This window comes from Streptomyces sp. SM1 (genome assembly GCF_002910825.1).
Lineage (GTDB): Bacteria > Actinomycetota > Actinomycetes > Streptomycetales > Streptomycetaceae > Streptomyces > Streptomyces okerensis.
The window spans coordinates 1-5,999 of sequence record NZ_NEUB01000165.1 but is presented as its reverse complement, the minus strand read 5'-3'; the positions used below and the strand labels follow the sequence as shown (position 1 = coordinate 5,999).

Annotated in this window: 4 protein-coding genes; 1 reads left to right on the top strand and 3 read right to left on the bottom strand. The window is 73.2% G+C overall.

Annotation, left to right across the window (positions count from 1 at the left end):
- Positions 1-28 precede the first annotated feature (28 nt).
- The 3 genes from B9S61_RS03690 to B9S61_RS03680 all read right to left on the bottom strand — a co-directional run bounded on the left by B9S61_RS03690 (position 29) and on the right by B9S61_RS03680 (position 3,128).
- The gene (locus B9S61_RS03690; RefSeq protein WP_103540896.1) at positions 29-604 is read right to left on the bottom strand and encodes a PadR family transcriptional regulator; all 576 of its coding nucleotides are present in this window, start codon (positions 602-604) and stop codon (positions 29-31) included.
- A 31-nt stretch (positions 605-635) separates the two neighbouring features.
- On the bottom strand, positions 636-2,651 hold the full coding sequence (locus B9S61_RS03685; protein WP_103540895.1) for an NADPH-dependent 2,4-dienoyl-CoA reductase: 2,016 nt from the start codon (positions 2,649-2,651) through the stop codon (positions 636-638).
- Positions 2,652-2,756: 105 nt separating this feature from the next.
- On the bottom strand, positions 2,757-3,128 hold the full coding sequence (locus tag B9S61_RS03680; RefSeq protein ID WP_103540894.1) for a hypothetical protein: 372 nt from the start codon (positions 3,126-3,128) through the stop codon (positions 2,757-2,759).
- Positions 3,129-3,389: 261 nt separating this feature from the next.
- Between B9S61_RS03680 and B9S61_RS03675 the strand changes: the two genes are divergently transcribed.
- Positions 3,390-5,462, top strand: a complete 2,073-nt coding sequence (locus B9S61_RS03675; protein ID WP_103540893.1) for a SpoIIE family protein phosphatase — start codon at positions 3,390-3,392, stop codon at positions 5,460-5,462.
- The last annotated feature ends 537 nt before the right edge of the window (positions 5,463-5,999 follow it).

Sequence of the window (5,999 nt, the reverse complement as noted above, 5' to 3'; positions counted from 1 at the left end):
GTCGACCCACCCCCGCGGTCCGGCGCGGTCATGCCTTCCGTGCGCCGGGCCGCTCGGGCCCCTCCGTCCGCGGCAGCCGGTCGAACTCCGCCAGCGCGTGGTCGAGCCACTGGGTCCAGAACGTCTCCAGGTCGATGCCGGCCCGCAGCACCAGATGCCGCAGCCGGTCCTGCGGCCCGTCCGTGCCGGGCGGGAAGTCGCGCCGTTCGATCTCGCGGTACTCCTCCAGCTGCCGCCCGTGCGACTCCCGGTGGCGGCGCAGATCGGCCTGCAGACCCTCGGTGCCGACCACGGCCGCCGCCCTCAGCCGCAGCAGCATCACGTCGCGGAGCGGCTTGGGATCCTGGGACGCGGCGGTCCAGCGGGCCAGTTCGTCCCGGCCCGCCGGCAGCACCTCGTACGCCTTCTTCTGCCCCCGGGCCGGCTGTTCGGAGGGCAGGGCCCTGATCAGGCCCTCGGCCTCCAGTTTCGCCAGCTCGCGATAGATCTGCTGGTGCGTCGCGGACCAGAAGTAGCCGATCGACCGGTCGAACCGGCGCGTCAGCTCCAGCCCCGCCGACGGCTTCTCGAGCAGGGCGGTGAGGATCGCGTGCGGGAGTGACATGGGCTCATCCTAGGGACGGTCCGCGCCGCCCCTACAGCGCCGCCGCCAGTTCGGTGCCCTGCTTGATGGCGCGCTTGGCGTCCAGTTCGGCGGCCACGTCGGCGCCGCCGATCAGGTGGACGGGACGGCCGGCGGCGAGCAGGGTGTCGTACAGGTCGCGGCGCGGCTCCTGCCCGGTGCACAGGACGATCGTGTCGACCTCCAGGACGGTGCTCTCTCCGTCGACGGTGAGGTGCAGCCCGGCGTCGTCGATCCGGTCGTAGCGCACCCCCGGGACCATGGTCACGCCACGGTGCCTGAGCTCGGTGCGGTGGATCCAGCCGGTGGTCTTGCCGAGACCGGCGCCGACCTTCGACGTCTTGCGCTGCAGCAGGTGGACGGTGCGAGGCGGGGCGGGACGCTCGGGTGCGGCGAGGCCGCCGGGGGCGCGGTAGTCCAGGTCGACGCCCCACTGGCGGAAGTACGTCTCGGGGTCCTCGTGCGCCTTGTCGCCGCCGTCGGTGAGGAACTCGGCGACGTCGAAGCCGATACCGCCCGCGCCGAGGATCGCGACCCGGTCGCCCACGGGGGCACCGTCGCGGAGCACGTCGAGGTAGCCCAGCACGCTCGAGTGATCGACGCCGGGGATGTCCGGGAGGCGCGGGCTCACACCGGTGGCGACGACGATCTCGTCGTGTCCCGCCACGTCGTCGGCGGTGACGCGGGTGTCCAGGCGCAGGCCGACGGCCAGTTCGGCGAGCCGCGTGCGGAAGTAGCGCAGGGTCTCGTCGAACTCCTGCTTGCCGGGGACCTTGCGGGCGACGTTGAGCTGTCCGCCGATCTCGCTCCCGGCGTCGAACAGGGTGACGTCGTGGCCGCGTTCGGCGGCGCTGACCGCGCAGGCGAGGCCGGCCGGGCCGGCGCCGACGACCGCGACCCGCTTGCGGCGGCGGGTCGGGGAGAGGACCAGCTCGGTCTCGTGGCAGGCGCGCGGATTGACCAGACAGGAGGTGATCTGCCCGCTGAAGGTGTGGTCGAGGCAGGCCTGGTTGCAGCCGATGCAGGTGTTGATCGCCTCGGGGCGGCCGTCCGCGGCCTTCGCGACGAAGTCGGGGTCGGCGAGCATCGGGCGGGCCATCGACACCATGTCGGCGGTGCCTTCGGCGAGCAGCCGCTCGGCGAGTTCCGGGGTGTTGATGCGGTTGGTGGTGACGAGCGGGACCGACACCTCGCCCATGAGCCGCTTGGTCACCCAGGTGTAGGCGCCGCGCGGCACCGAGGTGGCGATGGTGGGGATGCGGGCCTCGTGCCAGCCGATGCCGGTGTTGATGATGGTGGCGCCGGCGGCCTCGACGGCCCTGGCGAGGGTGATGACCTCGTCCAGGGTGGAGCCGCCGGGTACGAGGTCGAGCATGGAGAGCCGGTAGATGACGATGAAGTCCTCGCCGACCGCCTCGCGCACCCGGCGGACGATCTCCACGGGGAAGCGCATCCGGTTCTCGTAGGAGCCGCCCCAGCGGTCGGTGCGGTGGTTGGTCTGCCGGGCGATGAACTCGTTGATCAGATAGCCCTCGGAGCCCATGATCTCGACGCCGTCGTAGCCGGCCCGCCGGGCGAGGCGGGCGGCGCGGACGTAGTCGCCGATGGTGCGCTCGATGTCCGCCTCGGTGAGCTCGCGGGGCTCGAAGGGGCTGATCGGCGCCTGGAGGGGGCTGGGGGCGACCAGGTCCCGGTGGTAGGCGTAGCGGCCGAAGTGCAGGATCTGCATCGCGATGCGCCCGCCCTCGTCGTGCACGGCGGCGGTGACGACCCGGTGCTGGTCCGCCTCGGCCTCGGTGGTGAGCCGGGCGCCGCCCTCGTAGGGCCGTCCCTCGTCGTTGGGGGCGATACCGCCGGTGACGATGAGGCCCACACCGCCGCGGACACGGGCGGCGTAGAACTCGGCCATACGGGAGAAGCCGCCCTCGGCCTCCTCCAGGCCGACATGCATGGAGCCCATCAGTACCCGGTTGGGCAGGGTGGTGAAGCCCAGGTCGAGGGGGCTCAGCAGGTGCGGGTATCGGCTCATCGGGCCCTCCGTGCGCGGTGTCGTGCCTGTAGTTGTAAGGCACGCGCACCCACTTATGCAACTAGTTGCATAAAGGTGACGGAGAGCACAGGGACCGAAGAGGCGTCACCCGCTCTCGAGACGGACGTGCAGTTCCTCCTCCTGGTCTCCCGGGACCGTGGTCAGGTCGTGCACCGTGAACAGGGAGTCGAGCGTGGTGCGGAACCGGTCGATCGCCCAGTAGCCGCCGTGCACGTCGGCGTCGACCGACGACGACAGGCGGGCCGGGCGGACGCCGCCCTCGTGCGCGTCGGCGACGTCGAACGTGCCGAGCCACACCGTGGGCCGCGTCTCGTGGAACTCCTCGGGTACGTCGTCGGAGCACCGGTCGGACGAGAAACACTCGCACAGCGTGTCGAAGACGATCCGGGCGTCGTCCTTGCTGCATCCGCTGATCTCGACCGAGACGGACTCCGGGTGCGGTTGCCGGCTGCTCATGGTGATCGCTCCTCTCGTGGCCACCCCGCCCCACCCCTCACTCAGCAAAGCACCACACACACGGCACGGCACGGCGTGGGGAAGCAGCGTCCGCGCACCGCCGCGGCGGTGACCGTTTCACGGGGCGCCCGCCCCGAAGGTGGGAGAAGCTGGAACCGAACGGCAGGAGCGGCGGAAAAATGCCCCCCTCGCGCGGTAGAACAAGGGGTGTCGGCACGGTGACGACGGGCCGGCGGCAAATCGGCGAAGGCGGGGCGCGGGATGAGTGCAGCGGGGTCACCCCCGGCCGGCGGGGACGGGCCGGTGCGTCCCACTGGCCTGCTCGACGTGCTGCGCGTCGCCTCGGTGGTCCTCGACACCGAGGGGCGGGTCGTGCTGTGGAGCCCGCAGGCCGAGGAGCTGTTCGGGTACAGCGCGCGGGAGGCGCTGGGCCAGTACGCCGCCCGGATCATGGTGCACGAGGAACACCTGGACCTCGTGGTGGAACTGTTCGCCGACGTCATGCGCACCGGCCTGAGCCGGGCCGGGGCCTTCCCGATCCGGCGCAGGGACGGCGACACCCGGCTGGTGGAGTTCCGCAACATGCGGCTGCTGGACGCCCGGGGGAACGTGTACGCGCTCGGCCTCGCGGTGGACCAGTCGACCGTGCGCAGGCTGGAGCAGGATGTGGCCCTGTCCACCCGGATCGTCGCCCAGTCCCCCATCGGCCTGGCCGTGCTCGGCATCGGTCTGCGGTACGTCTCGGTGAACCCGGCGCTGGAGCAGATCAACGGTATCCCCGCGGCGCAGCACCTGGGCCGCACGATGCGGGAGGTGCTGCCGCATCTGGACGCGGACACGATCGAGGGGGCCGCGCGTCAGGTCCTGGACACCGGCCGGCCCCTCATCGACCGGTTCACGAGCGGCCGCACCCCGGCCGACCCGGACGAGGACCACGCCTGGTCCGTCTCCCTGTACCGGCTGGAGAACGCGCTCGGGACGGTGCTGGGCGTGGCCGTCTCGGTGGTGGACATCACCGAGCAGTACCGGGCGAACGCCGAGGCCGAGCGCGCGCGGCGGCGGCTCGCCGTGATCGCCGACGCCTCCGCCCGGATCGGCACCACGCTCGAGCTCGACCACACCGCCGGTGAACTCGCCGACGTGGCCGTGCCGGAGCTGGCCGACGCGGCGGCGGTGGACCTGCTGGACGCGGTGGTGCGGGGCCGTCGCAGCACCCTCGGCCCCACCGAGCCGGCGGTCATGCGGGCACTGGCGGTGCGCTCGGTGGACGCGGCCGACGTCCTGCCGGCGGCCGACCCGCCGGGCACGGTGACCCAGTACGCTCCGGACCGGCTGATCACCGAGTGCGTACGCACCGGGCGGCCCGTGATGGTGCCACAGGTGAAGGACGAGGATCTCGCGCGGATCGCCCGCTCCCCGGAGGCGGCGGCGCTGCTGGCGCGGGCGGGTGTCCACTCGTATCTGGCCGTGCCGCTGATCGCGCGCGGGGAAGTGCTCGGTGCCCTCGACCTCACCCGCACCCGCACCCCCCGCCCCTTCGACGAGGACGACCTGCTGCTCGCGCGGGAGCTGGCCTCCCGCGCGGCCGTGCAGATCGACAACGCCCGCTGGTACCAGAACGCCCGCGACACCGCCCTCACCCTGCAGCGCAGTCTGCTGCCGAGCCACCCGTCCATGACGGGCGGGCTCGAGGTCGCCTCCCGCTACCAGCCGGCCGGCACCACCAGCGAGGTCGGCGGCGACTGGTTCGACGTGATCCCGCTGGGGGGCGACCGGACGGCCCTCGTCGTGGGGGACGTGATGGGCAGCGGTATCCCCGCCGCGGCCGCCATGGGCCGGCTGCGCACGGCGACGCACACCCTGGCCTCGCTCGGCCTGGACCCGGCCGTGCTCCTGGACCACCTGGACCGGATCACCGGCGGGCTGGACCAGGTGATCGCCACCTGTGTCTACGCCGTCCACGATCCGCGCGAACGGCAGTGCGTCATCGCCAACGCCGGGCACCTGCCGCCCGCCAGGGTCCGGACGGGCCACGTGTCCGAACTCCTCGATCTGCCCACGGGGGTGCCGCTGGGCGTCGGCGGGGTCGCGTTCTCCACGACCACCGTCGAGCTGGAGCCGGGCGACCGGCTGGTGTTCTACACCGACGGTCTCGTCGAGACCCGCCGGCACCCCCTGGACGAGCGCCTCGACCGGCTGCTCGCCCTGCTGGACCGGCCCGGCGGCTCCCTGGAGGAGGTCTGCGACCTGCTCCTGCGCACCCTGCACGAACCCGACAACTTCGACGACGTGGCCCTGCTGATCGCCCGCGCGACGACACCGCCGGGGACGTGAGCACGACGCCTGCCCGGCGGGGTTCCGGGGGGCCAGCACGCCTCCCCCGCCGGTCCCCGACCCCCCGCTGCCACCGGCCACCGGCCACCGGCCACCGAGGCGCACCGGACTCGCCCGACAACGCGCAGCGGGACCGGCGCGGACGAAACCGCCTCCCCCGCCACCCGGCCCGTGCGGGAAGCACCCCCAGCGGCTCAGGACCCGGTTGGCGACCCCGCGGAAGGACGGCGTCCAGCACGCCTCCCACGCCGGTCGCCGACTCCCCCGCTGCCACCAGCCACGGGCCACCAGCCGCCGGCCACCGGCCACCGGCCACCGAGGCGCACCGGACTCGCCCGACAGCGCGCGCAGCGGAGCCCGCGCGGACGGGAATCCGGCACGGCCTCCTTCGCCACCCCGGCAGGCGCCGGAAAGCACCGCCAGCGGCTCAGGCCCCGGATGCCGACCCGGTCGCCCACCGGTCACCGACCCCGCCGGACCTCACCCGGCGGCGCTGAGCGCTCACAGGAGCCCGTCGGCTTCCCGCCGTGATCCGCC

Coding starts and splice junctions, on each gene's coding strand:
- B9S61_RS03680 (WP_103540894.1), bottom strand. CDS start 3,128: ATGAGCAGCCGGCAACCGCACCCGGAGTCCGTCTCGGTCGAGATCAGC.
- B9S61_RS03685 (WP_103540895.1), bottom strand. CDS start 2,651: ATGAGCCGATACCCGCACCTGCTGAGCCCCCTCGACCTGGGCTTCACC.
- B9S61_RS03690 (WP_103540896.1), bottom strand. CDS start 604: ATGTCACTCCCGCACGCGATCCTCACCGCCCTGCTCGAGAAGCCGTCG.
- B9S61_RS03675 (WP_103540893.1), top strand. CDS start 3,390: ATGAGTGCAGCGGGGTCACCCCCGGCCGGCGGGGACGGGCCGGTGCGT.